General features: G+C 66.3%; 30 protein-coding genes. 2 read left to right on the top strand and 28 right to left on the bottom strand.

From position 1 onward, the window contains the following. Positions 1 to 16: 16 nt before the first annotated feature. The 9 genes from tatC to AC3A6B_RS11195 all read right to left on the bottom strand — a co-directional run bounded on the left by tatC (position 17) and on the right by AC3A6B_RS11195 (position 4942). The gene (gene tatC / locus AC3A6B_RS11235; protein ID WP_487836789.1) at positions 17 to 820 is read right to left on the bottom strand and encodes a twin-arginine translocase subunit TatC; all 804 of its coding nucleotides are present in this window, start codon (positions 818 to 820) and stop codon (positions 17 to 19) included. Between the two features lie 60 nt (positions 821 to 880). Further along, a complete protein-coding gene (gene tatB / locus AC3A6B_RS11230) occupies positions 881 to 1339 on the bottom strand; it encodes a Sec-independent protein translocase protein TatB (protein WP_487836788.1) in 459 nt (152 codons plus the stop codon). A 13-nt stretch (positions 1340 to 1352) separates the two neighbouring features. Continuing rightward, a complete protein-coding gene (tatA, locus tag AC3A6B_RS11225) occupies positions 1353 to 1595 on the bottom strand; it encodes a Sec-independent protein translocase subunit TatA (protein ID WP_487836787.1) in 243 nt (80 codons plus the stop codon). Between the two features lie 69 nt (positions 1596 to 1664). Then, a complete protein-coding gene (locus tag AC3A6B_RS11220) occupies positions 1665 to 2108 on the bottom strand; it encodes a histidine triad nucleotide-binding protein (protein ID WP_487836786.1) in 444 nt (147 codons plus the stop codon). After that, complete coding sequence (locus AC3A6B_RS11215; RefSeq protein WP_487836785.1) at positions 2105 to 2485, bottom strand: DUF4870 family protein; 381 nt, start codon at positions 2483 to 2485, stop codon at positions 2105 to 2107. Before AC3A6B_RS11215 ends, AC3A6B_RS11220 begins: the two co-directional genes overlap by 4 nt. Positions 2486 to 2494: 9 nt before the next feature. Further along, positions 2495 to 2884 (bottom strand): phosphoribosyl-ATP diphosphatase, encoded by a 390-nt coding sequence (locus AC3A6B_RS11210; RefSeq protein WP_436305177.1) that lies wholly within the window; start codon positions 2882 to 2884, stop codon positions 2495 to 2497. Next, entirely contained in the window at positions 2881 to 3282 is a 402-nt protein-coding gene (gene hisI / locus AC3A6B_RS11205; protein WP_487836784.1) for a phosphoribosyl-AMP cyclohydrolase, read from the bottom strand. Before hisI ends, AC3A6B_RS11210 begins: the two co-directional genes overlap by 4 nt. A gap of 14 nt (positions 3283 to 3296) precedes the next feature. Further along, positions 3297 to 4076, bottom strand: a complete 780-nt coding sequence (hisF, locus tag AC3A6B_RS11200) for an imidazole glycerol phosphate synthase subunit HisF (protein WP_487836783.1) — start codon at positions 4074 to 4076, stop codon at positions 3297 to 3299. Positions 4077 to 4099: 23 nt separating this feature from the next. Further along, the gene (locus AC3A6B_RS11195) at positions 4100 to 4942 is read right to left on the bottom strand and encodes a D-hexose-6-phosphate mutarotase (RefSeq protein WP_487836782.1); all 843 of its coding nucleotides are present in this window, start codon (positions 4940 to 4942) and stop codon (positions 4100 to 4102) included. A gap of 181 nt (positions 4943 to 5123) precedes the next feature. Here AC3A6B_RS11195 and AC3A6B_RS11190 point away from each other — a divergent pair, with 181 nt between their 5' ends. Continuing rightward, positions 5124 to 6431: a dicarboxylate/amino acid:cation symporter gene (locus AC3A6B_RS11190; protein ID WP_487836781.1), complete on the top strand. Its 1308-nt coding sequence runs from the start codon at positions 5124 to 5126 to the stop codon at positions 6429 to 6431. Between the two features lie 9 nt (positions 6432 to 6440). After that, positions 6441 to 7376: an amino acid ABC transporter substrate-binding protein gene (locus AC3A6B_RS11185; RefSeq protein ID WP_487836780.1), complete on the top strand. Its 936-nt coding sequence runs from the start codon at positions 6441 to 6443 to the stop codon at positions 7374 to 7376. Between the two features lie 6 nt (positions 7377 to 7382). On the opposite strand, the gene AC3A6B_RS11180 is transcribed toward AC3A6B_RS11185, so the two are convergent. From AC3A6B_RS11180 to AC3A6B_RS11090, 19 genes are all read right to left on the bottom strand, one after another. Further along, on the bottom strand, positions 7383 to 8585 hold the full coding sequence (locus AC3A6B_RS11180; protein ID WP_487836779.1) for an AAA family ATPase: 1203 nt from the start codon (positions 8583 to 8585) through the stop codon (positions 7383 to 7385). Between the two features lie 13 nt (positions 8586 to 8598). Then, the gene (hisA, locus tag AC3A6B_RS11175) at positions 8599 to 9345 is read right to left on the bottom strand and encodes a 1-(5-phosphoribosyl)-5-[(5-phosphoribosylamino)methylideneamino]imidazole-4-carboxamide isomerase (RefSeq protein ID WP_487836778.1); all 747 of its coding nucleotides are present in this window, start codon (positions 9343 to 9345) and stop codon (positions 8599 to 8601) included. A 47-nt stretch (positions 9346 to 9392) separates the two neighbouring features. After that, positions 9393 to 10049, bottom strand: a complete 657-nt coding sequence (hisH, locus tag AC3A6B_RS11170) for an imidazole glycerol phosphate synthase subunit HisH (protein ID WP_487836997.1) — start codon at positions 10047 to 10049, stop codon at positions 9393 to 9395. Then, a complete protein-coding gene (gene hisB / locus AC3A6B_RS11165; RefSeq protein WP_487836777.1) occupies positions 10046 to 10675 on the bottom strand; it encodes an imidazoleglycerol-phosphate dehydratase HisB in 630 nt (209 codons plus the stop codon). The genes hisH and hisB overlap by 4 nt, the downstream gene beginning before the upstream one ends. Further along, positions 10672 to 11766 carry a histidinol-phosphate transaminase gene (gene hisC, locus AC3A6B_RS11160; protein ID WP_487836776.1) on the bottom strand — a complete coding sequence of 365 codons (1095 nt, stop codon included), beginning with the start codon at positions 11764 to 11766 and terminating at the stop codon, positions 10672 to 10674. The genes hisB and hisC overlap by 4 nt, the downstream gene beginning before the upstream one ends. 5 nt (positions 11767 to 11771) lie before the next feature. Beyond that, a complete protein-coding gene (locus tag AC3A6B_RS11155; RefSeq protein WP_487836775.1) occupies positions 11772 to 12101 on the bottom strand; it encodes a hypothetical protein in 330 nt (109 codons plus the stop codon). A 41-nt stretch (positions 12102 to 12142) separates the two neighbouring features. Beyond that, positions 12143 to 13510, bottom strand: coding sequence for a histidinol dehydrogenase (gene hisD, locus AC3A6B_RS11150; protein WP_487836774.1), 1368 nt, complete (start codon positions 13508 to 13510; stop codon positions 12143 to 12145). A gap of 2 nt (positions 13511 to 13512) precedes the next feature. Continuing rightward, the gene (hisG, locus tag AC3A6B_RS11145; protein WP_487836773.1) at positions 13513 to 14154 is read right to left on the bottom strand and encodes an ATP phosphoribosyltransferase; all 642 of its coding nucleotides are present in this window, start codon (positions 14152 to 14154) and stop codon (positions 13513 to 13515) included. Then, positions 14151 to 15437, bottom strand: a complete 1287-nt coding sequence (gene murA, locus AC3A6B_RS11140) for a UDP-N-acetylglucosamine 1-carboxyvinyltransferase (protein ID WP_487836772.1) — start codon at positions 15435 to 15437, stop codon at positions 14151 to 14153. Before murA ends, hisG begins: the two co-directional genes overlap by 4 nt. A 19-nt stretch (positions 15438 to 15456) precedes the next feature. Beyond that, positions 15457 to 15699 (bottom strand): BolA family protein, encoded by a 243-nt coding sequence (locus AC3A6B_RS11135; protein ID WP_487836771.1) that lies wholly within the window; start codon positions 15697 to 15699, stop codon positions 15457 to 15459. A gap of 6 nt (positions 15700 to 15705) precedes the next feature. Then, entirely contained in the window at positions 15706 to 16470 is a 765-nt protein-coding gene (locus AC3A6B_RS11130; protein ID WP_487836996.1) for an ABC transporter permease, read from the bottom strand. Further along, a complete protein-coding gene (locus AC3A6B_RS11125) occupies positions 16470 to 17417 on the bottom strand; it encodes an ABC transporter ATP-binding protein (RefSeq protein ID WP_487836770.1) in 948 nt (315 codons plus the stop codon). The genes AC3A6B_RS11130 and AC3A6B_RS11125 overlap by 1 nt, the downstream gene beginning before the upstream one ends. Before the next feature lie 58 nt (positions 17418 to 17475). Beyond that, positions 17476 to 17748 carry an STAS domain-containing protein gene (locus AC3A6B_RS11120; protein WP_487836769.1) on the bottom strand — a complete coding sequence of 91 codons (273 nt, stop codon included), beginning with the start codon at positions 17746 to 17748 and terminating at the stop codon, positions 17476 to 17478. Between the two features lie 16 nt (positions 17749 to 17764). Beyond that, a complete protein-coding gene (locus AC3A6B_RS11115) occupies positions 17765 to 18376 on the bottom strand; it encodes an MlaC/ttg2D family ABC transporter substrate-binding protein (RefSeq protein WP_487836995.1) in 612 nt (203 codons plus the stop codon). A gap of 153 nt (positions 18377 to 18529) precedes the next feature. After that, complete coding sequence (locus tag AC3A6B_RS11110; RefSeq protein ID WP_487836768.1) at positions 18530 to 19279, bottom strand: MlaA family lipoprotein; 750 nt, start codon at positions 19277 to 19279, stop codon at positions 18530 to 18532. Further along, positions 19276 to 19764 carry an outer membrane lipid asymmetry maintenance protein MlaD gene (gene mlaD / locus AC3A6B_RS11105; protein ID WP_487836767.1) on the bottom strand — a complete coding sequence of 163 codons (489 nt, stop codon included), beginning with the start codon at positions 19762 to 19764 and terminating at the stop codon, positions 19276 to 19278. The genes AC3A6B_RS11110 and mlaD overlap by 4 nt, the downstream gene beginning before the upstream one ends. Before the next feature lie 20 nt (positions 19765 to 19784). Beyond that, on the bottom strand, positions 19785 to 20567 hold the full coding sequence (mlaE, locus tag AC3A6B_RS11100) for a lipid asymmetry maintenance ABC transporter permease subunit MlaE (RefSeq protein ID WP_487836766.1): 783 nt from the start codon (positions 20565 to 20567) through the stop codon (positions 19785 to 19787). After that, on the bottom strand, positions 20564 to 21385 hold the full coding sequence (locus AC3A6B_RS11095; protein WP_487836765.1) for an ABC transporter ATP-binding protein: 822 nt from the start codon (positions 21383 to 21385) through the stop codon (positions 20564 to 20566). Before AC3A6B_RS11095 ends, mlaE begins: the two co-directional genes overlap by 4 nt. 113 nt (positions 21386 to 21498) lie before the next feature. Then, entirely contained in the window at positions 21499 to 22977 is a 1479-nt protein-coding gene (locus tag AC3A6B_RS11090) for a glutamate synthase subunit beta (protein ID WP_487836764.1), read from the bottom strand. Positions 22978 to 22993: the final 16 nt, after the last annotated feature.

The raw sequence follows: 22993 nt of genomic DNA, 5'->3' as shown, positions 1-22993 counted from the left end.
CCCGCGCCGCCCCCGCTCAGGGCTGCGCGGAATCGGCGCTCTCGTTTTCCTCGGGCGCCTTGCTGTGTTTCACGAAGTAGCGCGCGGCCACGATGCCGACTTCGTAGAGCAGGCACATCGGTATTGCCAGCGCGAGCTGCGAAACGACGTCGGGCGGCGTGAGCACCGCCGCCACGACGAAGGCCAGCACGATGAAATAGCCGCGGAAATTCTTCAGCTTCTCGATCGTGACCATTTCGAAGCGCACCAGCAGCATCACGACGATCGGTACCTGGAAGGCGACGCCGAAGGCGAGGTAGAGCGACAGGATCGACTCCACGTACGACGCGATATCCGGCGTGGCCGCCACGCTCGCCGGCGTGAAGCGCTGGATGAAGCCGAACATCTTGTCGAGCACGAAGAACTGCACGAAGGCGATGCCGGCATAAGCCAGGAAGCTGCCGAAGATGATGAGCGGCAGCGCGAACTTCTTCTCGTGGCTGTAGAGGCCCGGCGCCACGAACATCCAGCACTGATACATGAGCCACGGCAAGGCCAGCAGCACTGCCGCCATCATGAGCACCTTCAGCGGCACGAAAAAGGGCGAGAACACGCCGACCGCGATCAGCTTCGCGTCGGGCGGCATGTGCGCGCGGATCGGAACCGCGATCATGTCGATCAGCCCGCTCGGGCCGGGCCAGATCGCGAGCAGGATGCCCGCGATCGCCAGCCCGTAAACGCAATAGAGCAGGCGGTCGCGCAGCTCCATCAGGTGCTGCACGAAAGGCTGCTCGGTGCCGGCCAGTTCGTCTTCTTTGTTCTTGTCGGGGGAATCGGCCATGTGGGAGCGCTGCGGGCGGGCGTCCGGCGCGCGCTGGGCGCGGCCGGATCGGCGTTGCGGCTAGTTGATTTTGTGGGGACGGTAGCGGGCCACGCGCGCTGCGCCCGAAAGCGCCCGGGTGCGCACGCCGTTGCGCGCCTTGTACCACTGCGGCGTGGCGCCCTGCTTCAGGCGCCAGTTCTTGCGGGGATGCTTGTACTCGGGGTAGGACGGCGCGGGCTCGGCCAGTTCCGACAGGGTCTGGCCGCTCTCGGAGAACTGCTTCTCGAACTCGCTCGCGCCGGTCTGGATGCTGTGCTCGACGTCACGGGCGGCTTCCTGCACCGTATCCTTCATCTTGCGCAGCTCGTCCAGGTCCATCGAGCGGTTGACCTCGGCCTTGACGTCGTTCACATAACGCTGCGCCTTGCCCAGCAGGGTGCCGACGGTACGCGCGACGCGCGGCAGCTTCTCGGGCCCGATGACGATCAGCGCCACCGCGCCGATCAGTGCGATTTTCGAGATGCCGAGGTCGATCACGGACGGATGCGGCTCAAGACTTTTGACGCGCTTCGACGTCGATCGTCGACTTGTCGGCGGCGTTGGTGTTGCCGGTCACCTGCGGATTCGGGGCGGCGGGCGATTCGGCGGTCGCCGAACCGTCCTTCATGCCGTCCTTGAAGCCCTTGACCGCGCCGCCGAGGTCGGAGCCCATGTTGCGGAGCTTCTTGGTGCCGAAGATCATCACGACGACGAGCAGCACGATCAGCCAGTGCCAGATGGAAAGTGAACCCATGGATTACTCCTGAAGAATGTGTTTGATTTTAGTCGGCGCAGATGTCACAACCCGCGGCAATGGCGAATATCAACCCTTGAGCCAGGGCCGCGGGCCGCCCATGACGTGAACGTGGAGATGGTGAACCTCCTGCCCGCCCTCGGCGCCGGTGTTGACGACGATGCGGAAGCCGCCCTGCGGATAGGGCCGGCAGCCCTGCTCGATCGCCAGCCGGGGCGCCAGCGTCATGATTTTTCCCAAGAGCGCCGCGTCGTCCGGCGTGACCTGCGCCATCGAAGGGATGTGGCGCTTGGGCACCAGCATGAAGTGCACCGGGGCCCAGGGCGCGATATCGTGAAAGCCGAAGAGATCGTCGTCCTCGTACATCTTTCGCGAGGGAATCTTGCCCTCGATGATCTTGCAGAAGATGCAGTTCGGGTCAGAGGAGGCGTGCGCCCCCACGTTCGGCACTGACGTGTCCTCGCTGCCCCCCGATGGGGCCTTCGCACCTTGGGGCTGCCCGGCGGTGCTCATGCCGACTCCATCGGTCGTCCGGCATTCATGCGCACCATCCCCTTGACGATGCGATAGAGGAACCAGAGGGAAATCAGCGCCCAGGCGATCCAGCCCGGCAGGAGCAGCAGCAGCCAGAGCCAGGAGGTCAGCACGTACAGCACGCCGGCCCACAGCACCGAGCGGATGCGCCAGCTGAAATGCGTCGCCTGCCAGCTGCCGGCGGCATCGTCGCGCTTGACCAGATCGACCACCAGCGCGATCAGGAGCAGCGCGATGGATGCCTGCATGCCGGGCAGCACGGCGCCGACCGCCACCACCAGATGCAGGATGTAACTGATCCAGCCCCAGGTCTTGAGCGAGCTGTCGGGCTCCACGGTCACGATGTCGTTGGGCATGGCGTCCTCTCAGTCGTTGGAAGCTTCGCGATCCTGCGCCTTGCGCAGGGCCTTTTCCTCGATGCCGCTCAGGCCTTCGCGGCGCTCGAGCTCGGCCACCACGTCGCGCGGCGAAAAGCCGTAGTGCGCCAGCGCCACCATGCTGTGGAACCAGAGATCGGCCACTTCGTTCACTATTTTCGTGCGCTCGCCGCCATGGTCGGCGTCCTTCGCGGCCATCACCACCTCGGTGGCTTCCTCGCCGATCTTTTTGAGAAAGGCGTCGGGGCCGCGGTGCAGCAGGCGCGCGACGTAGCTTTTTTCGGGGTCGCCGCCGCGCGCGGGCAGCCGGCTTTCGATCACGGCGGCCAGTCGCGCGAGCGCGTCTTCGGCATTGCGTTCGGGGGCGTCGGCGCTCATCTTGGGGACGATGTGTAGATCGATTCGGGGTCTTTCAAGACCGGCTCGGTCACGGTCCAGCGGCCGTTCTCGTACTTGCTGAAAAAGCAGCTGTGGCGCCCGGTATGGCAGGCGATGCCGGGCTCGTGCCCGAGCTGCGTGACCTGGAGCAGCACCACGTCGTTGTCGCAGTCGAGCCTGATCTCGTGCACGGTCTGCACGTGGCCCGATTCTTCGCCCTTGAACCAGAGCTTTCCGCGCGAGCGGCTGAAATACACCGCGCGGCCCAGCTCGGCCGTCCGGGCGAGCGCCTCGCGGCTCATCCAGGCGAACATCAGCACGTCCTTGCTGCCCTGTTCCTGCGCGATCACGGGCACCAGGCCGTTCGCATCCCACTTCACTTCGTCGAGCCAGTTCATCGGGGTATTGTCGGTCACAGGCGCACCGGGATGCCGCGCGCGGCCATGCAGGCCTTGGCCTCGCCGACGGTGTATTCGCCGTAATGGAAGATGCTGGCCGCCAGCACGGCATCGGCGCCGCCGGTCTGGATACCGTCGGCCAGGTGCTCGAGATTGCCGACGCCGCCGGACGCGATCACCGGCACGCTGACCGCGTCGCTGACGGCGCGCGTGAGTTCGAGGTCGAACCCGCTCTTGGTGCCGTCCCGGTCCATGCTGGTCAAGAGGATCTCGCCGGCGCCGCGGCGCGTCATTTCGACGGCCCATCGCACCGCGTCGAGCCCCGTGTTCTTGCGGCCACCATGGCTGTAGACGTCCCAGCCGGGCCCGCGCAGGGCCGCATCGTCGGCCGAGCGCCGCTTGGCGTCGATCGCGACCACGATGCACTGGGCGCCGTACTTGCGCGAGGCGTCATCGATCACCTGCGGATTCGCGATCGCCGCCGAGTTGAAACTGGTCTTGTCGGCGCCCGCGTTGAGCAGGCGGCGCACGTCCTCGACGGTGCGCACGCCGCCGCCGACGGTCAGCGGAATGAAGACCTGCGAGGCCACCGCCTCGATGATCGGCAGGATCAGGTCTCGGCCGTCGCTGGTGGCCGTGATGTCGAGAAAGGTCAGCTCGTCGGCGCCCTGCGCGTTGTAGCGCGCTGCGATCTCGACCGGATCGCCGGCGTCGCGCAGCTCGACGAAGTTGACGCCCTTGACGACACGGCCGCCGGTGACGTCGAGGCAGGGAATGATGCGTTTGGCGAGCATGGCGGATCCGGAGCTTGTGAGATTCAAAGGACGGTGAGCTGCTGCCAGCCCTGCCACGTGGCGCCGGGCGCGAGCAGCACCGGCTCGTCGATGCGGGCGGCCTCGACGCAGAGCATGTGGCGCCAGCCGTCGTCGGGCAGATCGGCCAGTTGGGCGCTCAGCGCCGGACCGGGGTTCCACACCACCGTTTCGGTGCAGCTCGCGCTCTGCGCGATCTCGAGCGTGCCGGAGGGCTGCACCAGCCGCAGCGGACGCGCGGGCGCCGTGTAGACGCTGTCGAATTCGGTGCCGAAGCGCAGCGCGGGCGCCAGGTCGACATGCCGGTCGTCGCGCACCGCATCCCAGCGGTTGGCGCCCTGCAGGCCTTCCAGCGAGGCGTCGGCAATGTCGTCCACGCGCAGATAGCTGTGCAGCGCGGCCGCAAAGGACCAAGGCGCGCGGCCGGTGTTGTCGATCGACAGCGCGACGCGCAGCGAATGCGGCGCCAGCGTGACCGTTAGCCGCGCGTGGAAGGCGTGCGGCCAGATGGCGCGAGTGGCCTCGTCGTCGTGCAGCGAGAGAACGAGCGTGTCGCTCTTGCCGCCGGAAGCGCCCGCCTCGGCCTGCCACGCGACATTGCGCACGAAACCGTGCTTGGGCAGCGGACCGCGCTGGTTGAACTGCGGCCAGCAGATCGGCACGCCGCCGCGGATCGCGCTCTGGCCGTCGAAGCGCGCCTCGGGGCTCAGGTACAGGCGCTCGACGCCGTCGGCCGTAGTCCACGACAGCAGGTGGGCGCCGTGCCGCGCCACGGTGCAGGCGCTGCCATCCGGCAGGCCGAGGTGCAGTGCAGGCTGGGCGCGGAAGACGATCTCTTTGAAGGACATGGCCCGATTCTAGGTTTGGCCCGTGTCACCCCAGGCCGCACCGGCATGACCGCAGGCCAAATTCGCATTGCAGGCAGCATGGTTTTGGCATGAAATCGCGACAGCCGGCGGCCGCGGCGTGCGGATTGGCGGTGAGGGACGTCATCTCCACATCACTTGTTCGACAAGAAGGGGCTCAAACATGAAAAGGAAGTTGCCGCCGGCAGCCTGGATCCTGATCGCGATGGTGATCGGCATCGTGATCGGCTACATGATCTTCATCAATTTTCCCGACAAGAAGGCGGCGGCCCAGATCGCAGGCTACATCTCGATCATCTCGGACGTGTTCCTGCGGCTGATCAAGATGCTGATCGGACCGCTGGTGTTCTCCACCCTGGTGGTGGGCATCGCCCACATGGGCGACGCGGCCTCGGTGGGCCGCGTGTTCGGCAAGGCGCTGGGCTGGTTCATCACCGCTTCCCTGGTCTCGCTGGTGCTGGGCCTGGTCATGGCCAACCTGTTGCAGCCGGGCCTCAATCTGGGCCTGCCGCTGCCCGACATCGGCGCCTCAGCCAACCTGGCCACCTCCAAGTTCACCTTGAAGGATTTCGTCAGCCACCTGGTGCCCAAGTCCTTTGCGGAGGCCATGGCCAACAACGAGATCCTGCAGATCGTGGTGTTCTCCATGTTCTTCGGCGTCGCCCTCGCCTCGCTCGGCGACAAGGCCAAGACCCTGGTCCACGCGATCGACGAGCTCTCCCACGCCATGCTCAAGATCACCGGCTACGTCATGAAGCTGGCGCCGCTGGCCGTGATGGCCGCCATGGCCGCCACCGTGGCGGTGAACGGGCTGGAGATCCTGCTCAAGTTCGCGGTCTTCATGGGCGACTTCTACCTTGGGCTGTTCCTGTTGTGGGGCATCCTGATTTTCGCCGGCTTCGCCTTTCTCGGGCCGCGCGTGTTCAAGCTGCTGGTGCTGATCAAGGAGGCCTTCCTGCTGTCCTTCGCGACGGCGAGTTCCGAGGCGGCCTATCCGAAGATCCTCGACGCGCTCGACCGTTTCGGTGTCAAGCGCAAGATCTCCAGCTTCGTGATGCCGATGGGCTACTCCTTCAACCTCGACGGCTCGATGATGTACTGCACCTTCGCCGTGCTCTTCATCGCCCAGGCCTACGGCATCGAGCTGTCGCTCGGCACTCAGATCACGATGCTGCTGATCCTGATGCTCACCTCCAAGGGCATGGCCGGCGTGCCGCGCGCCTCGCTGGTGGTGATCGCCGCCACGCTGAACCAGTTCAACATCCCAGAAGCCGGGCTGCTCCTAATCCTGGGCGTGGACACCTTCCTCGACATGGGCCGCTCGGCCACCAACGCGGTGGGCAACTCGATCGCTACGGCGGTGGTGGCCAAGTGGGAGGGCGAGCTGCTTTCGGAGAGCGATGCCGCGGCCAACGCCAGCAAGATCGACGAGGAATTGAAGGCCACGCTGGCCCATCCGGTGCATGCCTGAGGCACGGCCATGAAGCCCACCTGGAAATCGTCGCTGGCTGTTGCGCTGTTCGCGGCGGCACTCGGCATGACTGCAATGGCCCGCGCGCAGCCCGAGCCCGCCCCGGCGGCGCCCGCGGCGCTCACGGGCACGCTGGCCAAGGTGCGCGACACCGGCGCCATCGCCATCGGCTACCGCGAATCCTCGGTCCCCTTCTCCTATCTGTCGCCGCGCAACGAACCGATCGGCTACTCGATCGAGCTGTGCCGCGCCCTGGTGGCCGCGATCGAGGCGGCGGTGCACAAGAGCCTGGAGATCAAGTGGGTGCCCGTCACCTCCGAGTCGCGCATCGATGCAGTGGAAAAGGGCCAGGTCGATCTCGAATGCGGCTCCACCACCAGCAACCTCGAACGCCAGAAGCGCGTGGCCTTCTCGCCCACGATCTTCGTTTCGGGCACCAAGGTGCTGGTGAAGAAAGGCTCGCCGATCAGAGGATTTCGCGACCTGGCCGGCAAGCGGGTGGTGGTGACGCGCGGCACGACCAACGAGAAGACGATGCAGGACCTGTCGCAGAAGTTCAAGCTCAACCTGACCCTGATCGCGATGCGCGACCATGCGGAATCCTTCGCGCAGGTGGTGGCCGGGCAGGCCGATGCCTTTGCGACCGACGACGTGCTGCTCTATGGCCTGATCGCGCAGAACAAGGGCAAGGTGCAGGGCGAATACCAGGTGGTCGGCGACTTCCTCTCCTACGACCCCTACGGCATCATGTACCGCAAGGGCGACGCGCAGCTGGCCAAGGTGGTGAACGACAGCTTCCAGGCGCTGGCGATCGACGGCGAGATCGAACGCCAGTACAAGCGCTGGTTCCTGCAGAAGCTGCCTCTTTCGAGCACCAGCATCGACCTGCCGATGAGCCCGCAGCTGGAGACCATCATCCAGACCCTGGCGGTAAAAACAGAGTAGTGCCGGCTATCGAGCTGGCCAGTGCCAGGGCGGAATGTCGCTCATGTCGAGGTTGGCGATCCGCGTCTCGCCCAGCGTCTTTTCCAGCAACACCGACTGCATCGCCGGCAACCCGCCGGCGCTGTCTTCGCTGGCCGCCTCCTCGAGCGCCGCGATCAGCCGCGCCGCGTGGGACACCACGATGACCTGCGCGCCGGTTGCGCATTGCGCAATCAGCCGGCCCAGCGGCGGCAGCAGGTCGGGATGCAGGCTGGTTTCAGGCTCGTTCAGCACCATCAGCGCAGGCGGCCGGGGTGTCAGCAGCGCGGCGATCCACAGCAGATAGCGCAGCGTGCCGTCGGAAAGCTCGGCGGCGCTCAGCGGCCGCAGCAGGCCGTGCTGGTGCATCAGGGTCTCGAAGCGGTCGCCTGCGCTCACCTCGACCCGTGCGCCGGGAAAGGCGTCCTCGACCGCACGATCCAGCGCATCCGTGTCGCCGATTTCGCGAATGGTCTGCAGCGCCGCGGCGAGATCTGCGCCATCGTCGGCGAGAACCGGCGTGTAGGTGCCCAGTTGCGGCTGGCGCGCGGGTGCGTCAGCGTCGGAGCGAAAGTGGTCGTAGAAGCGCCACGAGCGCATCTGCTCGCGCAGCGTGAGCATCTCTGGCGCGGCCTGCGGGTCGGCGAACTCGGTCATCATGCTCGCGAAGGCCGCGATCGGCCGGCCGACCGGCTCCCAGCTCCCGCTGCGATCGCCGCGCAGTCGTAGCGAGGCACCCTTGCGATCGACCAGTTGTGTCGAAGGCCTTAGTACCGGGCCATTCCAGATGGCCTCGCGCTTGATCTCGGGATCGTGCGAAAAGGCCGTCGGCGGCACCGGCGGCGGCAGGCCGACGTCGATCGCGTAGCCGAAGTCCTCGGCATCATGGCCGGCAAAGCCCAGCCGCAGATTGACCGGCTCGCTGCGCACCGTCCCCTGCACCGGCGCCTCCCCGCGCAGCATGGCGGCCGAGAAGCGCTCGGGCCCGGCCCAGAGCGTGGAGGACAGGCCGCCCTCGCGCACCAGCGAACGTACGATGCCGCCATGGGCCGTGTCGGCCAAAAGACGCATCGCGCGGTAAACGCTCGATTTGCCGCTGCCGTTCGGGCCGGTGACCACCGTCAACCGGCCGAGCGGCACCGTGAGCTGGCGCAGCGAACGGTAGTTGGCGATGGCGAGCGCGGAGAGCACGCTCGATGAAGTATCAGGCGGCGTCGGCCAGTTCGTCGGCGCGCGCTTGCGCGGCTGCGAAATCGAGGTCGCCGGAGTAGATGGCCCGACCGCAGATCACGCCTTCGACGCCATCCGATTCGACCGCGCAGAGCTTGTCGATGTCGGCCATGTTCGAGAGCCCGCCCGATGCGATCACGGGGATGGTGAGCGACTGCGCGAGCCGCACGGTGGCTTCGATGTTGATGCCCGAGAGCATGCCGTCGCGGCCGATGTCGGTGTAGATGATCGATTCGACGCCGTAGTCCTCGAACTTCTTGCCCAGATCGGCCACCTCATGGCCGGTGAGCTTGCTCCAGCCGTCGGTCGCAACCTTGCCGTCCTTGGCGTCGAGGCCGACGATGATGTGCCCGCCGAAGGCGCTGCAGGCATCCTTCAGGAAGCCGGGGTTCTTGACCGCAGCGGTGCCGATGATCACGTAGCGCAGGCCGTCGTCGATGTAGCGCTCGATGGTGTCGAGGTCGCGGATGCCTCCGCCGAGCTGCACCGGGATGTCGTCGCCGACCTCCCTCAGGATCGCCTTGATCGCCGCATGGTTCTGCGGCTTGCCGGCAAAGGCGCCGTTCAGGTCGACGAGGTGCAGCCGCCGTGCGCCGGCGTTGACCCATCTGCGCGCCATCGCGGCCGGGTCTTCGCTGAAGGTGGTGGACTGGTCCATATCGCCTTGCTTGAGGCGAACGCAATGGCCATCCTTGAGATCGATCGCAGGAATGAGGAGCATGGTGCGGGATTGCGTGGAACGCGCGATGAAGCGCAGGAACTGCTTCTTCAGGGATTCCAGTGGAGAAAGTTTCGGTAGAGCTGCAGCCCGTGGTCCGCACTCTTCTCGGGGTGGAACTGGGTCGCAAAAATATTATCGCGTGCAATGGCGGCGGTAAAGCGCTCGCCATATTCCGCCTCACCGGCGCTGTGGAGGGAATCCGCCGGCCGCGCATAGAAGCTGTGCACGAAATAGAAGTAGCTCCGGTCCGGCACGCCCGCCCACACCGGGTGCGGCCGCATCTGAACGACCTGGTTCCAGCCCATCTGCGGCACCTTGTAGCGGCTGCCGTCCGGCTGGAGACGGCCGGTCAGTTCGAACTTGCGCACCTCGCCGGGAATCAGGCCCAGGCCCTCGGTCGGGCCCTCGTCGCTCGTCGACAGCAGCATCTGCATGCCGACGCAGACGCCGAAGAGCGGCTTGGCGGCGGCCGCTTCAAGCACCGATTCCTGCAGGCCGGAGTCGCGCAGTTCGCGCATGCAATCGGGCATGGCGCCCTGCCCCGGCAGCACGACGCGCGTGGCGCGGCGCACCACGTCCGGGTCGGAGGTCACGACAACCTCGACCCCAAGCTGGTCGGCCGCATGCTGGACCGCCTGCGATACCGAGCGCAGGTTGCCCATGCCGTAGTCGACGACGGCGACGGTGTTCTTGCTGCTGCTCAGAGGGAACCCTTGGTCGAAGGAATGACGCCGGCCGAGCGAGGATCGAGTTCGAGCGCGGCGCGCAGCGCGCGCGCGAAGGCCTTGAACACGGTCTCGCACTGGTGGTGGGCGTTGACGCCCTTGAGGTTGTCGATGTGCAGGGTCACGAAGGCGTGGTTGACGAAGCCCTGGAAGAACTCGTAGGTGAGCTGGCTGTCGAAGGTACCGATCATGCCGCTGGTGAAGGGCACGTGCATGACCAGGCCGGGGCGGCCGGAGAAATCGATCACCACGCGGCTCAGCGCCTCGTCGAGCGGCACGTAGGCGTGGCCGTAGCGCCGGATGCCCTTCTTGTCGCCGACCGCTTTCGCGACCGCTTGGCCGAGCGTGATGCCCACGTCTTCCACCGTGTGGTGGCCGTCGATATGCAGATCGCCCTGGCAGTCGATGTCGAGGTCGATCAGGCCGTGGCGGGCGATCTGGTCGAGCATGTGGTCGAAGAAGCCTATGCCGGTGGCGAGCTTCGAGCGGCCGCTGCCGTCGAGGTCGACGCGGACCGTGATCTTCGTCTCCGCGGTGTTGCGCGTGACGGTGGCGGTCCGCGCTACAGCGGCGACGACTGCTTCGGGTGCCGAAGGGGTGTTCATAGGGATGCTTCGAGAGCCGCGAGCATCTGCGCATTCTCGTCGATGGTTCCGACGGTCAGGCGCAGGCAGTTCGCGAGCAATGGGTGCATTTTAGAAACGTTCTTGACCAGCACGCCGCGCGCCTTCATTCCCTCGAAGGTCCGCGTGGCATCGGGCACGCGCACCAGGATCATGTTGGCGTCGCTCGGCCAGCTCTTCACCGCGGGCAGCCGGGCCAGCGCCTCGAAGATGCGCCGGCGCTGGGCGCGGATCTCGGCCGCCTGCCCGGCAAACACGTCGGCGTGCTCCAGCGCGAACAGCGCGCACTCGCAATTGAGCACGCTGATGTTGTAGGGCGGCCGCACCTTGTCGATTTCGGCGATCAGGGCCTGGGGGCCGATCAGGTAGCCCAGCCGGACGCCCGCCAGGCCGAACTTGCTGAGCGTGCGCATCAGCAGCACGTGGCCGTGGCGAGCGATGCGGTCGACCCAGCTGCGGCCGGCGAAGGGCTGGTAGGCCTCGTCGATCACCACCAGGCCGCCCTGCGCGCCCTGGGCCTCGATGATCTTCTCGATCACCGCATCGTCCCAGAGGTTGGCGGTCGGGTTGTTGGGATAGGCGAGGTAGACGATGGCCGGTTTCTCGCGCGCGATGGCCTCGAGCATGGCGGCCTCGTCGAGCTCGAAATCGGCGGTCAGCGGCACGCCGACGAAGCGCAGGCCCTGCAGCTGGGCGCTGATCGCGTACATCACGAAGCCGGGCACCGGCGCCAGGATGGCCGCCCCGGGGAGATCGCAGGCCATGGCGAGCAGCGAAATCAGTTCGTCCGAACCGTTGCCGAGCATCAACCTGAAGCCCTCTGGAACGGCGGCATACGCCGCCAGCGCGCGCTGCAGATCCGCGCCGCGCGCCCCGGGATAGCGGTTCAGCGCGAGCGCGCCGAGCCGCTGGCCCAGCGCGGCCTGCAGCGCGGGCGGCAGGCCGAAAGGGTTCTCCATGGCGTCGAGCTTGATCAGCCCGCGCGCATCCTGCACGGCGTAGGCATGCATGGACTGGACGTCGGCGCGGATGCGGCGCAGGGCGCGGGCGGTATTGGCGGAAGCGGAAGTCATTCGATTCAGGGGCAGCGGTAACTGTTGCGCAGCGCGGCCGAAAGCACGAGCTGCACCGGCATGTCGGCCTCGTAGCTGTTGGCATTGCGCGTCAGTTCGGTCTGGTAGAGCGAGCGGGCCATCGAAGGCTCGAGCCGACGGCCATTGATGCAGAACGGCGGTTTCTGGCCCGCACGCTGGGCCATGTCGCCGGCCTCGCGCAGACCCTCGACCACGCCGACGAGATAGTAGTTGGCGTAGAGCTTGCCGTCCTTTTCGCTGGTTTCCAGCGTGCGCAGCTCGCGGATGCTCATGGCCTGGCAGGCGGTGCCGAAGGCCAGCAGGGCGAGGGCCAAGCCAGGCCCGATCGATAGCATTCGCATCACTTCGCTCTCCGTCAGCGCAGGCGCAGGCGGGCCGCTTCGGCATGCGCGGGCAAGCCCTCGCCTTCGGCCAAGGTCACGGCGATGCGGCCCAGGGCCTGGGCGCCCTCCTCGCTCACCTCGATCAGGCTCGATCGCTTCTGGAAATCGTAGACACCCAGCGGCGAGCTGAAACGCGCGGTGCCGCTGGTGGGCAGCACGTGGTTGGGACCGGCACAGTAGTCGCCCAGGCTTTCGCTGGTGTAAGCGCCGAGGAAGATCGCCCCGGCATGCTTGAGCAGCGGTTCCCAGCGCTGCGGCTCGCGGCTGCTGACTTCCAGGTGCTCGGGCGCGATGCGGTTGCTGATGGCGCAGGCCTCCTCCATGCTGCGGGTGTGGATCAACGCGCCGCGGCCGTTGAGCGAAGCCGCGATGATCTCGGCGCGCGGCATCGAGGGCAGCAGGCGGTCGATTTCCTGCTGCACGCGCTCGATATAGGCAGCGTCGGGGCAAAGCAGGATGCTCTGCGCCAGCTCGTCGTGCTCGGCCTGGCTGAACAGATCCATCGCCACCCAGTCGGCCGGCGTGCTGCCGTCGGCCAACACCAGGATCTCGCTCGGGCCGGCGATCATGTCGATGCCGACGGTGCCGAAGACGCGCTTCTTGGCACTGGCGACATAGGCATTGCCGGGGCCGGTGATCTTGTCGACCTTCGGGATGGTTGCCGTGCCATAGGCCAGCGCGGCCACCGCCTGCGCGCCGCCGATGGTGAAGGCGCGCGTCACGCCGGCCACATAGGCGGCGGCCAGCACCAGCACATTGCGTTCGCCTTGGGTCGACGCGGCCTGCGCGCCGGAACCTCCCGTGGCCACGCTGCCGCGGACCGGGGTGGGTACCACCATGATGATTTCGCCGACGCCGGCCACGTGGGCCGGAATCGCGTTCATCAGCAGGCTCGACGGATACGCCGCCTTGCCGCCGGGCACGTAGATACCCACGCGGTCCAGCGGCGTCACTTTCTGGCCCAGCAGCGTGCCGTCTTCGTCCCGATAGCTCCAGCTCTCGCCGGAGGCCTTCTTCTGCGCCTCGTGATAGCGGCGCACGCGCGCGGCGGCAGCCTGCAAGGCCTCGCGCTGCGCAGCGGGTATGGCGTCGAACGCCTGCTTGAAGTCGGCTTGCGACAGCTCCATCGCGCCCACCGTGGCCGCGCTCAGCCCGTCGAAGCGGCGGGTGTAGTCGAGCACCGCCTCATCGCCGCGCGCCTGCACGTCAACGAGGATATCGGCCACCACCTGTTCGATCTTGGCGTCGGATTCTGCCGACCAATGCAGCCGCGCCTTGAAATCGGCTTCGAAGCCGGCCGAGGCGGTCGACAGGCGGGCGGGAGAGGCTTTCAGGTTCATCGTCAGGCGGAAGGAATGGCCGAGGCGAAGGCGTCGATGATGCGGCGGATCGGCGCCTGCTTGAGCTTGAGCGCGGCCTGGTTGACCACCAGGTGCGCGCTGATGTCCATGATGCGCTCGACCTCGACCAGATGGTTGGCCTTGAGCGTGTTGCCGGTCGACACCAGGTCGACGATGGCGTCCGCCAGGCCGGTGAGCGGCGCGAGCTCCATGCTGCCGTAGAGCTTGATCAGGTCGACGTGCACGCCCTTGCTGGCGAAGAACTCGCGCGCCAGGCCGACGTACTTGGTCGCGACCTTGATGCGCGAGCCTTGCCGGACGGCCGAGGCGTAGTCGTAGTCGGCGCGCACGGCCACGCTCAGCCGGCAGGCTGCGATGCGCAGGTCGAGCGGCTGGTAGAGGCCCTGGTTGCCGTGCTCGAGCAGGACGTCGAGCCCGGTCACGCCGAGGTCGGCGCCGCCGTACTGCACGTAGGTGGGCACGTCCGAGGCGCGCACCAGGACCACGCGCACGTCGGGCCGCGTGGTCGCGAGGATCAGCTTGCGCGATTTCTCCGGGTCCTCGGTCACCTCGATGCCGGCCGCGGCCAGGAGCGGCAGCGTTTCCTCGAAGATGCGGCCCTTGGACAGGGCGAGCGTGATCACGGCTGCATCTCCACCGCTCCGGCCACGCGCTCGATGTCGGCGCCGAGGCCGCGCAGCTTGCTTTCCATGCGGTCGTAGCCGCGGTCCAGGTGGTAGATGCGGTCGACCAGCGTTTCGCCCTCGGCCACCAGGCCGGCGATCACCAGGCTGGCCGAGGCGCGCAGGTCGGTCGCCATCACGGTCGCGCCCGAGAGTTGCGCCACGCCTTCGATCACGGCCACCTTGCCGTCGGTCTGGATCTTGGCGCCCAGGCGCAGCATTTCGTCGACGTGCATGAAGCGGTTCTCGAAGATCGTTTCGGTCACCGTCGAGGTGCCTTCGGCGATCACGTTGAGCGCCATGAACTGGGCCTGCATGTCGGTCGGGAAGCCCGGGTATTCGGTGGTGCGGAAGCTCTGCGCCTTGAGCCGGCCCTGGCTCTGGACTCGGATGCCGCCGTCCACCGCGGCCACCTGGGCGCCCGCCTCGCGCAGTTTCTCGATCACCGCATCGAGGTGGTCGGCACGGCCGTGCTTCAGCACCACATCGCCGCCGGTGGCCGCGACGGCGCACAGGAAGGTGCCGGCCTCGATGCGGTCGGCCACCACCTGGTGCGTGCAGCCGTTCAGCTTGTCGACGCCCTGGATGCGGATGCGGCTGGTGCCGTAACCTTCGATCTTCGCGCCCATCTCGATCAGCATCTCGGCCAAGTCCGAGATCTCGGGCTCCTGTGCCGCGTTTTCCAGCACCGTCTCGCCGTCGGCCAGCGCCGCGGCCATGAGGAAATTCTCGGTGCCGGTGACGGTCACCATGTCGGTCGTGATGCGCGCGCCGTGCAGGCGCTTGGTGCCGCCCGTGAGGCTGGCCACCATGTAGCCATGCTCGACCACGATCTCGGCGCCCATCGCCTGCAGGCCCTTGATGTGCTGGTCGACCGGCCGCGAGCCGATGGCGCAGCCGCCCGGCAGCGACACCCTCGCCTTGCCGAAACGCGCCAGGAGCGGCCCGAGCGCGAGCACCGATGCGCGCATCGTCTTCACCAGTTCGTAGGGCGCTTCGGCCGTGTGCAGCGCTCCGGCGTCGATGCGCACAGTGCCGTTGTCGTCGCGCTCGGCTGCCACGCCCATGTTGCGGATCAGCTTGAGCATGGTCGTGACATCGTTCAGACGCGGCACGTTGTGCAGCGTGACGGGACGATCGGTCAGGAGGGCGGCGCAGAGTTCGGGCAGCGCGGCATTCTTCGCGCCGGAAATGAGCACCTCGCCGCGGAGCGTGCGCCCGCCGCGAATCAGAAGTTTGTCCATGAAAGGTCCAGCGAGAGAACTAGGAGTTTTGGTCCGCCCATTCGGCGGGCGTGTAGGTCTTCATCGAGAGCGCATGCACTTCGTCGGTGTGCATTTTGGCACCGAGGGTGGCGTAGACGCGCTGATGTCGCTGGATCGCGCGCTTGCCCTCGAACTCGGAAGACACGATGGTGGCATACCAGTGCCGGCCGTCGCCTTCGAGCGTAATGTGCTCGCAGGTCAGGCCGGCCTGGATGATCGATTGGAGTTCTTCGGCGGTCATGAGAGGTTATCCGCGGATCTTGTAGCCGATACGCAGCAAGTGGACGGCGATCGCGCTCACGACGAGCCAGGCGCTGCCGACGATCGCCAGGCTCAGCCAGGGCGAGGCATCGCTGACGCCGAAGAAGCCGTAGCGGAAGCCGTCGATCATGTAGAAGAAAGGGTTCAGGTGGCTCACGGTCTGCCAGAAAGGCGGCAGCGAGTTGATCGAATAGAACACGCCGGACAGGAAAGTCATCGGCATGATCAGGAAGTTCTGGAACACCGCCATCTGGTCGAACTTCTCGGCCCAGAGCCCGGCGATCAGGCCCAGCGTGCCGAGCATGGCGGCGCCCAGGAAGGCGAACACGAGAATCCACAGCGGCGCGACGAAGCTCGGCATCGCGAACAGCGCGGTCACCACAAACACGCCCACGCCGACCGCCAGGCCGCGCAGGATCGAGGAGCCCACGTAGGCGAAGAACCAGCCCCAGTGCGACAGCGGCGTCAGCAGCACGAACACCAGGCTGCCCATGATCTTGCTCTGGATGATCGACGAGGAGCTGTTGGCAAACGCGTTCTGCAGCACGCTCATCATCACCAGGCCGGGCACCAGGAAAGCCGTGTAGCCGACCGTGCCGTAGACCTTGACGTGGTCTTCGAGCACGTGACCAAACACCATGAGGTAGAGCACTGCGGTCAGGACCGGGGCGCCTACGGTCTGGAAACCGACCTTCCAGAAGCGCAGAGTCTCCTTGTAGAGCAGCGCACGCCATCCCAACGCACCAACCATCATCTGGCCACCTCCAGCGGCGTCTGCTCACCGGCCATCAGGTCGATGAACACGTCTTCGAGATCGGCCTTGCGCATCTCCACGTCTTCCACATCGAGCCCCGCTTCGCGAATGGCGGCGAGCATCTGTTCGACCTCGCGGGCATTCTGCGCCGGCAGTTGCACGATGCGGCCTGTGATGCGGGCGTGCTGCGCGAGGGCCCACGGCAGCATGCCGTCGGTCTTGAAGCGCAGCACATTGCTGGCGGCCGAACGCAGCAGCTCGCTCGTGCGGTCCAGCGCGATCACGCGGCCCTGCTTGAGCATCGCGATGCGATGGCACAGCGCCTCGGCTTCTTCGAGGTAGTGGGTGGTCAGGAGCACCGTGCTGCCCTGCTTGTTGAGCTTGGCGACGAACTGCCACAGGGTCTGGCGCAGCTCGACATCGACGCCGGCGGTCGGCTCGTCGAGCACGATCACGGGCGGCTTGTGCACCAGCGCCTGCGCCACCAGCACGCGGCGCTTCATGCCGCCGGAGAGCTGGCGCATGTTGGCGCCGGCCTTGTCGGCGAGACCGAGGCTGTGCAGGAGCTCGTCGATCCAGTCGTCGTTGTTCTTGATGCCGAAGTAGCCCGACTGGATGCGCAGCGACTCGCGAACGTTGAAGAAGGGGTCGAACACCAGTTCCTGCGGCACCACGCCGAGTTGGCGGCGCGCCTGGGCGTAGTCGCGCTGGACGTCGAAGCCATGGACGCTGATGGCGCCCGAGCTCGGCTTCGAGAGCCCGGCGAGCATGCTGATCAGGGTGGTCTTGCCGGCGCCGTTGGGCCCGAGCAGGCCGAAGAATTCGCCCTCTTCGATCTGGAACGTGACTCCGTCGACGGCGCGCAGGCCGGGCTTTCCCTGGGCGCGTTGCTGGCGTGAGGCAGGATAGGTCTTGGAGACCGATTGGAAAGAGATCGCGGGCATGGGAACCCGCGATTTTAGAGGGCTGGCGCTTTTTCCAGGATTTGCCGGCGAACAGACCTTAGGGTGCGGCCGGCAAAAGGCCTGCTACGCCGTACAGCGACGCGAGCTCGCGCAGGCGCGACGGCAAGCTCTTCACCGCGAAGCCGCGGCCGAGCGCACTGGACTCGCGCCGGCATTCGAGCAGCACCGCGAGCGCCGACGAATCGAACTGCGCCAGCGCGCCGGCGTCGACCACGGTCGATGAACCCGTCTGCCCCGCGAGCCCCTGCCTGAGCATGAGCACGCACGCAGGCGCTTCGTCGTGCGTCAGCTTCGGCGGCAGGACCAGCATCGGGAGCTCGTTCCGGTCACTTCTTGCCGTTCAGCTTGTTGCGCTCCGCCAGCTTGGCGATCAGGCCGTCGATGCCCTTGGCGTTGATTTCCTGCGCGAACTGGCTGCGGTAGGTATCGACCAGCCACACGCCGAGCACGTTCAGGTTGTAGATCTTCCAGCCGCCGGCTTCGCCGGGCGTCCTTTCGAGCCGGTAGTCGAGCTGGACCGGGTCGCCGCTGCCGCGGACCTCGCTGCGCACCAGCACTTCCTTGTCGTCAGGCGAGCCGCGGAAGGGACGCACGACCACCGTCTGGTCGCTCACCTGGTCGAGCGCGCCTGCATAAGTGCGCACCAGCAGCTTCTTGAACTCTTCCTGCAGGCGTTGCTGCTGCTCGGGCGTGGCCTGGCGCCAGGCCGGGCCCACGGCCGAAGCGGTCATGCGCTGGAAGTTCACATTCGGCATGATCTTGGTGTCGACCAGGACCATGATCTTGTTGATATCGCCCGCCTTGATCGTCTTGTCGGCCTTGATGGTGTCGAGCACATCGGTCGAGAGACGCTTCACCAGCGCGTCGGGCGCTTCGTCGGCGGCATGGGCTGGCCGCACGAAAGCGGCAGCGCCCATGAGCAGCAGGCCAGCGAACATCAGGCCGAAGGATCGGCGTTGCAGGATCTGGTTCATCGATAAGTCCCTTGTTTGAAGTTTCAGGTCAGGCGACCGTAGCAAATTGGAGAAACGGTTCGCATGCACGGTTCCCGCCAGGAGGGAAAGGGCCGCAACCGGATGCAAGCGACCGGCTCACTCGTTGCCGTCATTCGGCAGGTTGCCATCGTGCACTTCGTTGCGCCGGCGCTGCAGGAAGGCGTCGCGCGTGAACGAGTATTTGTCGAGCGCGGCATCATCGAGCAATTGCCCGGCACGCAGCAGGTTGGCCCGGCCATCGATCACGCGCACAAAATACAGCGAGTTGCGAACCGGAATGTCGTTCAACTCGCGCAGCAGATCGCCCCGCCGATCGATCGGCCACGCTGCCGTGTCGCGCAAGGTCGACGATCCGAACAGCGGCAGCACGACGTAAGGACCGCTCGGCACGCCCCAGCGGCCCAAGGTCTGGCCGAAGTCTTCGCTGTGACGGTCGATGCCGGCTTCGGTGGCGATGTCGAGCAGGCCGCCAAGTCCGAAGACGGTGTTGACGTTCACGCGCATGAAGGTCTCGGCGCTGTGCTGCAGCTTCAGCTGCAGCACGCTGTTGACGAAGCTCCAGACGTCGGACAGATTGCCGAAGAAGTTGTTGACGCCGGTGCGCACCGGCGAGGGCAGCACTTCGCGGTAGGCCGTTGCGGCGGGACGCAGCACTGCGTCGTCGACGACATCGTTGAAGCGCGAAACCCCGCGATTGAAAGGCTCGAAGGGATCGGCCCGATTGGGGTTGGGGCCGGTTGCGCAGCCGCTCGCGATGGCGAGAAGGGCAAGCGCGCCGAGGCGGCGCAGGACGGGAACGGCGCCGCGGATCGCGGACGGCAAGTTGGAAGTGGATCGCGGTTTCATTTCTTGTTGGCGTTGCCCGATGGCGTGCTGCCCTCGGACGCCCTGTTGTAGAGAAACTGACCGATCAGATTCTCCAGCACGACGGCCGATTGCGTTGCGGTGATGGTGTCACCGGCTTGAAGGTTCTTCTCCTCAGCCCCTGCTTCGATCCCGATGTACTGCTCGCCGAGCAAGCCGCTGGTCAGGATTTTGAGAGAGCTGTCCTTGGGGAAACTGTAACGGCTTTGCAAAGCGAGCGTGACGCTGGCCTGAAAGTTCTTGTCGTCGAACGTGATCGATTCGACACGCCCGACCACCACGCCCGCACTCTTGACCGCGGTTTGCGGCTTGAGTCCGCCGATGTTGTCGAAGCGTGCGGTCACAGGATAGGTCTTCTGGAAGCTGAGGCTCAGGAGGTTGGCCGACTGGAGCGCGAGAAAGAGCAGCGCCGCCGCACCAATCAGCACGAAGAGGCCGACCCAGATGTCGTTGTTGGAACGTTGCATGTATGTGTCTTCCCTATTTACTAGATGCTGAACATCATTGCAGTCAGCAGGAAGTCGAGTCCGAGCACTGCGAGCGAAGCGGCGACCACCGTCCGAGTGGTAGCGCGGGACACGCCCTCGGGCGTCGGCTGGGATTCGTAGCCCTGCAGCAGCGCGATGAAGGTCACCGTGAAGCCGAAGACGATGCTCTTCACCACGCCGTTGCCGACGTCGCGCCAGACATCGACGCCGCCCTGCATCTGGCCCCAGAAGGCGCCCGGATCGACGCCGAGCATCAGCACGCCGACCACATAGCCGCCGCTCACGCCGACCGCGCTGAACACGGCCGCCAGCAGCGGCATGGTGATCACGCCGGCCCAGAAGCGCGGCGCAAGGATGCGCTGCACGGGATCGACCGCCATCATCTCCATCGCGCTCAGTTGTTCGCCGGCCTTCATGAGGCCGATCTCCGCCGTCAACGAGGTGCCCGCGCGGCCCGCGAACAGCAAGGCCGCGACCACCGGGCCGAGCTCGCGCACTAGGCTCAACGCCACCAGCAGGCCCAGCGCCTCCGAGGAGCCGTAGCGCTGCAGCGTGTAGTAGCCCTGCAGGCCGAGCACGAAGCCGACGAACAGTCCCGAGACCGCGATGATCGCGAGCGAGTAGTTGCCGAGGAAATGGATCTGGTCGCGCACCAGGCCGAAGCGGCGCAGGCTGCGCGAACCGCGGAACACCAGCCGCAGGAACAGGCGTGCGCCGAGCCCCAGGTCGGCGAGCTTGGCGCGCACGGCGAAACCCACATCGGCGGGCCGGTACCAGCTCATTCGCGCTCTCCGTGGGTGTTGCCGAAGTCGTCCTCGACGCCGACGGCAGGATAGTGGAAATGCACCGGCCCATCGGGCAGCGCATTGACGAACTGGTGCACCAGCGGATCGCCGCTCTGGCGCACCTCCTGGGGCGTGCCCTGCGCGGCGATGCCGCCATTGGCCAGGATGATCACGTGGTCGGCGATACGAAAAGTCTCTTCAAGATCGTGCGAGACCACGATGCTGGTGAGGCCCAGCGTGTCGTTGAGCTGGCGGATCAGGCGAGCCGCAGTGCCGAGGGAGATCGGATCGAGACCGGCGAAGGGCTCGTCATACATCACGAGATCGGGGTCGAGCGCGATCGCACGGGCCAGCGCCACGCGCCGCGCCATGCCGCCCGAGACCTCGCTGGGCATCAGGTGCCGCGCACCGCGCAGGCCGACCGCATCGAGTTTCATGAGCACGATGTCGCGCACCAGGGCTTCGGGAAGCCCCGTATGCTCGCGCAGCGGAAAGGCGACGTTGTCGAATACGCTCATGTCGGTGAACAGCGCACCGAACTGGAACAGCATACCCATGCGGCGCCGCACGGCATAGAGCGCGTCGGTCCCGAGCTTGCCGACGTCCTGGCCATCCACCAGCACCTCGCCGCGCTGCGCGCGCAGCTGGCCGCCAATCAGGCGCAGCACAGTGGTCTTGCCGCCGCCGGAGGCCCCCATCAGCGCCGTCACCTTGCCGCGCGGCACGGCGAACGAGACGCCATCGAGGATGGCGCGCTCGCCGTAGCCGAAGCCGAGGTCGCGAAATTCAACAAGAGAGGTGGTGGATGGGTCCATATCAACAGAAAAGCCGGGGCGCCTTCAGGCATCCCGGCTCGCGGTTGCACCCATGATAAATGAAGCACGGGTCGTGCCCATGCCCCGAAGTGGGGGCCTAATCCCCGCCTAATTCAACGCGGCAGATCGCTGAATCCCATCAGGAATTCGTCGACGGAGCGCGCCGCCTGGCGCCCTTCGCGGATCGCCCACACCACCAGCGACTGGCCGCGGCGGATGTCGCCAGCGGCGAACACCTTGGGCACGTTGGTCGCGTAGCCGCCGACGAAGTCGACACTCGCCCTGGCATTGCCGCGTGCATCCTTCTCCACGCCGAAGGCATCGAGCACATTGGCCACCGGGCTCACGAAGCCCATGGCCAGAAGCACCAGGTCGGCCTTCAGCACTTCTTCCGAGCCGGGAATCTCGACCATCTTGCCGTCCTTCCATTCCACACGGACGGTCTTGAGGCCGGTGAGCTTGCCCTTCTCGCCGATGAACTCCTTGGTCGAGATCGCGAACTCGCGCTCGCAGCCCTCTTCATGGCTGGAGCTGGTGCGCAGCTTGTAGGGCCAGTAGGGCCAGGTCAGCGGACGATTCTCTTCTTCGGGCGGCTGGGGCATCAATTCGAACTGCGTGACGCTCGCGGCGCCGTGGCGGTTGCTGGTGCCCACGCAGTCGGAGCCGGTGTCGCCGCCGCCGATCACGATCACGTGCTTGCCGTCGGCACGGATCTGGCCCTTGACCTTGTCGCCGGCGTTGACCTTGTTCTGCTGCGGCAGGAACTCCATCGCAAAATAGATGCCGTCGAGATCGCGGCCCGGCACCGGCAGGTCGCGCGATTGTTCGGCGCCACCGGTCAAGATAACCGCGTCGAACTCGCGGTCCAGCTGCTCTGGCGTCACGGTTTCCTTGGCCCAGTTCGTGACCTTGGAACCCTTGCCGAGCGGGTCTTTTGCGGCGCCGACCATCACGCCGGTGCGGAAGACCACGCCTTCGGCCTTCATCTGCTCGACGCGGCGGTCGATGTGCACCTTCTCCATCTTGAAGTCGGGGATGCCGTAGCGCAGTAGGCCGCCGATGCGATCGTTCTTCTCGAACAAGGTCACGTCGTGGCCCACGCGCACGAGCTGCTGCGCGGCCGCCATGCCGGCCGGGCCGGAGCCGACCACCGCGACCTTCTTGCCGGTCTTGTGCTTGGCCGGCCGCGGCGCGACCCAGTTCTCTTGCCAGGCGCGATTGATGATCGCATGCTCGATCGACTTGATGCCCACCGGATCGTCGTTCACGTTGAGCACGCAGGCGGCCTCGCAGGGCGCGGGGCAGATGCGGCCGGTGAACTCGGGGAAATTGTTGGTCGAATCGAGCACTACGAAGGCGCTCTGCCAGTCGCTCTGGTAGACCAGATCGTTGAAGTCCGGAATGATGTTGTTGACCGGGCAGCCGCTGTTGCAGAAAGGCGTGCCGCAGTCCATGCAGCGCGCGCCCTGCACCTTGGCCTGGGACTCGTCGAGCCCGACGACGAATTCCTTGTAATGCTTGACGCGCTCCTTGACGGGCTTGTAGCCCTCCTCGATGCGCTCGTGCTCCATGAAGCCGGTGATTTTTCCCATCGTGATTCCTTGATTT

It is taken from the genome of Variovorax sp. Soil_C_33, from assembly GCF_057656935.1.
Note: the sequence above shows the minus strand (reverse complement) of the source record. Positions and strands in the feature narration are given on the sequence as shown.

What these genes read in the sequence shown, in the direction of transcription:
- tatC (WP_487836789.1), bottom strand. Translation starts at nt 820, where the DNA reads ATGGCCGATTCCCCCGACAAGAACAAAGAAGACGAACTGGCCGGCACC.
- tatA (WP_487836787.1), bottom strand. Translation starts at nt 1,595, where the DNA reads ATGGGTTCACTTTCCATCTGGCACTGGCTGATCGTGCTGCTCGTCGTC.
- AC3A6B_RS11220 (WP_487836786.1), bottom strand. Translation starts at nt 2,108, where the DNA reads ATGAGCACCGCCGGGCAGCCCCAAGGTGCGAAGGCCCCATCGGGGGGC.
- AC3A6B_RS11215 (WP_487836785.1), bottom strand. Translation starts at nt 2,485, where the DNA reads ATGCCCAACGACATCGTGACCGTGGAGCCCGACAGCTCGCTCAAGACC.
- AC3A6B_RS11210 (WP_436305177.1), bottom strand. Translation starts at nt 2,884, where the DNA reads ATGAGCGCCGACGCCCCCGAACGCAATGCCGAAGACGCGCTCGCGCGA.
- hisI (WP_487836784.1), bottom strand. Translation starts at nt 3,282, where the DNA reads ATGAACTGGCTCGACGAAGTGAAGTGGGATGCGAACGGCCTGGTGCCC.
- hisF (WP_487836783.1), bottom strand. Translation starts at nt 4,076, where the DNA reads ATGCTCGCCAAACGCATCATTCCCTGCCTCGACGTCACCGGCGGCCGT.
- AC3A6B_RS11195 (WP_487836782.1), bottom strand. Translation starts at nt 4,942, where the DNA reads ATGTCCTTCAAAGAGATCGTCTTCCGCGCCCAGCCTGCACTGCACCTC.
- AC3A6B_RS11190 (WP_487836781.1), top strand. Translation starts at nt 5,124, where the DNA reads ATGAAAAGGAAGTTGCCGCCGGCAGCCTGGATCCTGATCGCGATGGTG.
- AC3A6B_RS11185 (WP_487836780.1), top strand. Translation starts at nt 6,441, where the DNA reads ATGAAGCCCACCTGGAAATCGTCGCTGGCTGTTGCGCTGTTCGCGGCG.
- hisA (WP_487836778.1), bottom strand. Translation starts at nt 9,345, where the DNA reads ATGCTCCTCATTCCTGCGATCGATCTCAAGGATGGCCATTGCGTTCGC.
- hisB (WP_487836777.1), bottom strand. Translation starts at nt 10,675, where the DNA reads ATGAACACCCCTTCGGCACCCGAAGCAGTCGTCGCCGCTGTAGCGCGG.
- hisC (WP_487836776.1), bottom strand. Translation starts at nt 11,766, where the DNA reads ATGACTTCCGCTTCCGCCAATACCGCCCGCGCCCTGCGCCGCATCCGC.
- hisD (WP_487836774.1), bottom strand. Translation starts at nt 13,510, where the DNA reads ATGAACCTGAAAGCCTCTCCCGCCCGCCTGTCGACCGCCTCGGCCGGC.
- murA (WP_487836772.1), bottom strand. Translation starts at nt 15,437, where the DNA reads ATGGACAAACTTCTGATTCGCGGCGGGCGCACGCTCCGCGGCGAGGTG.
- AC3A6B_RS11135 (WP_487836771.1), bottom strand. Translation starts at nt 15,699, where the DNA reads ATGACCGCCGAAGAACTCCAATCGATCATCCAGGCCGGCCTGACCTGC.
- AC3A6B_RS11130 (WP_487836996.1), bottom strand. Translation starts at nt 16,470, where the DNA reads ATGGTTGGTGCGTTGGGATGGCGTGCGCTGCTCTACAAGGAGACTCTG.
- AC3A6B_RS11125 (WP_487836770.1), bottom strand. Translation starts at nt 17,417, where the DNA reads ATGCCCGCGATCTCTTTCCAATCGGTCTCCAAGACCTATCCTGCCTCA.
- AC3A6B_RS11120 (WP_487836769.1), bottom strand. Translation starts at nt 17,748, where the DNA reads ATGCTGGTCCTGCCGCCGAAGCTGACGCACGACGAAGCGCCTGCGTGC.
- AC3A6B_RS11115 (WP_487836995.1), bottom strand. Translation starts at nt 18,376, where the DNA reads ATGTTCGCTGGCCTGCTGCTCATGGGCGCTGCCGCTTTCGTGCGGCCA.
- AC3A6B_RS11110 (WP_487836768.1), bottom strand. Translation starts at nt 19,279, where the DNA reads ATGAAACCGCGATCCACTTCCAACTTGCCGTCCGCGATCCGCGGCGCC.
- mlaD (WP_487836767.1), bottom strand. Translation starts at nt 19,764, where the DNA reads ATGCAACGTTCCAACAACGACATCTGGGTCGGCCTCTTCGTGCTGATT.
- mlaE (WP_487836766.1), bottom strand. Translation starts at nt 20,567, where the DNA reads ATGAGCTGGTACCGGCCCGCCGATGTGGGTTTCGCCGTGCGCGCCAAG.
- AC3A6B_RS11095 (WP_487836765.1), bottom strand. Translation starts at nt 21,385, where the DNA reads ATGGACCCATCCACCACCTCTCTTGTTGAATTTCGCGACCTCGGCTTC.
- AC3A6B_RS11090 (WP_487836764.1), bottom strand. Translation starts at nt 22,977, where the DNA reads ATGGGAAAAATCACCGGCTTCATGGAGCACGAGCGCATCGAGGAGGGC.